Source organism: Streptomyces sp. WAC05292 (genome assembly GCF_003949955.1).
In the GTDB taxonomy this organism is placed as follows: domain Bacteria; phylum Actinomycetota; class Actinomycetes; order Streptomycetales; family Streptomycetaceae; genus Streptomyces; species Streptomyces globosus.
On sequence record NZ_RPSE01000709.1, the window covers coordinates 1 to 1,439 of the forward strand.

At 73.0% G+C, this 1,439-nt stretch carries 2 protein-coding genes; both read left to right on the forward strand.

All coding sequences use genetic code 11. The features are described 5' to 3' along the window. Window positions 1-449 (forward strand): DUF2752 domain-containing protein (locus EF903_RS32525; protein WP_260616229.1); only part of this gene is annotated, 449 nt, incomplete at its 5' end. 161 nt (window positions 450-610) lie between these two features. Next, window positions 611-1,420, forward strand: coding sequence for an indole-3-glycerol phosphate synthase TrpC (trpC, locus tag EF903_RS32530; protein ID WP_125548524.1), 810 nt, complete (start codon window positions 611-613; stop codon window positions 1,418-1,420). The last annotated feature ends 19 nt before the right edge of the window (window positions 1,421-1,439 follow it).

Here is a 1,439-nt window from a genome sequence, read left to right on the forward strand (position 1 = left end):
CCGCCCCGCCCGCGCCGGGCGCTCCCGGGGCCCCGGCAGCCGTACCGGCCTCGCGGGCGCGCAGGCTCGCCGCCCCGGCCCTCACGGTGCTCGCGGCGGCCGCCGCATTTGCGTACGTGGGCGCCGTGGACCCCAATGAGCCCGGCCACTATCCGGTCTGCCCGCTTTTCCGGCTGAGCGGAATCCTGTGTCCGGGATGCGGCGGACTGCGCAGCGCCCACGCGTTCGCCCACGGCGATCTCGCCGCCGCATTCGGGGCCAATGCGATGGCCGTGATCGGCTACTTCGCCTTCGCCGGATTCGCAGCCCTGTGGCTGCTGCGGGCCGGGCGCGGCGCTCCGACCCCGCGCTTCGCCCTCAGCGGCCCGTCCTGGTGGGCCCTCGGCGGGGCGGCCCTGGTCTTCTCCGTCGTCCGGAATCTTCCCTTCGGCGCCGCACTGGCCCCCTGAGGCCCTTATGAATCCCGTATTCCGAATGTCCAGCCAATGGGACGCCCGCAGCCGCGTGCGGAGCGGTGCGCCGTGGCCGGATACCATTTGATTGCCGACCTTGCAGTCGTACGTGACTGCACGGCGGCCGACCGTCATCGACCCGGAAGGGGGCCGCTCGCGTGAGTGTGCTCGACGAGATCATCGAAGGGGTCCGCGAAGACCTTGCCGAACGGCAGGCCCGCGTGAGCCTCGACGAGCTCAAGGAGCGTGCCGCCAAGGCGCCCCAGGCGAAGGACGGCGTCGCGGCCCTGCGCGGCGACGGCGTCAAGGTGATCTGCGAGGTCAAGCGGTCCAGCCCGTCCAAGGGCGCACTGGCCGCGATCGCCGACCCGGCCGGACTCGCCGCCGACTACGAGGCGGGCGGTGCGGCGGTCATCTCCGTCCTCACCGAGCAGCGCCGCTTCGGCGGCTCGCTGGCCGACCTGGAGGCCGTCCGCGCCCGCGTGGACATCCCGATCCTCCGCAAGGACTTCATCGTCACGGCGTACCAGCTGTGGGAGGCCCGCGCCTACGGAGCCGACCTCGCGCTGCTGATCGTCGCGGCCCTGGAGCAGGAGGCCCTCGTCTCCCTCATCGAGCGGGCCGAGTCCATCGGCCTCACCCCGCTCGTCGAGGTCCACGACGAGGAGGAGGTCGAGCGCGCGGTCGCGGCCGGCGCGAAGATCATCGGCGTGAACGCGCGCAACCTCAAGGACCTCAGCGTCGACCGCTCCACCTTCGAGCGCGTCGTCGGCGAGATCCCGGCACACGTCGTCAAGGTCGCCGAGTCCGGCATCCGCGGACCGCACGACCTCATCGCCTACGCCAACGAGGGCGCCGACGCCGTCCTCGTGGGGGAATCCCTGGTGACCGGACGCGACCCGAAGTCGGCCGTGGCCGACCTCGTCGCCGCCGGAGCCCACCCCGCCCTGCGCCACGGGCGGAGCTGACGCGGCCGTGACCCCCGAC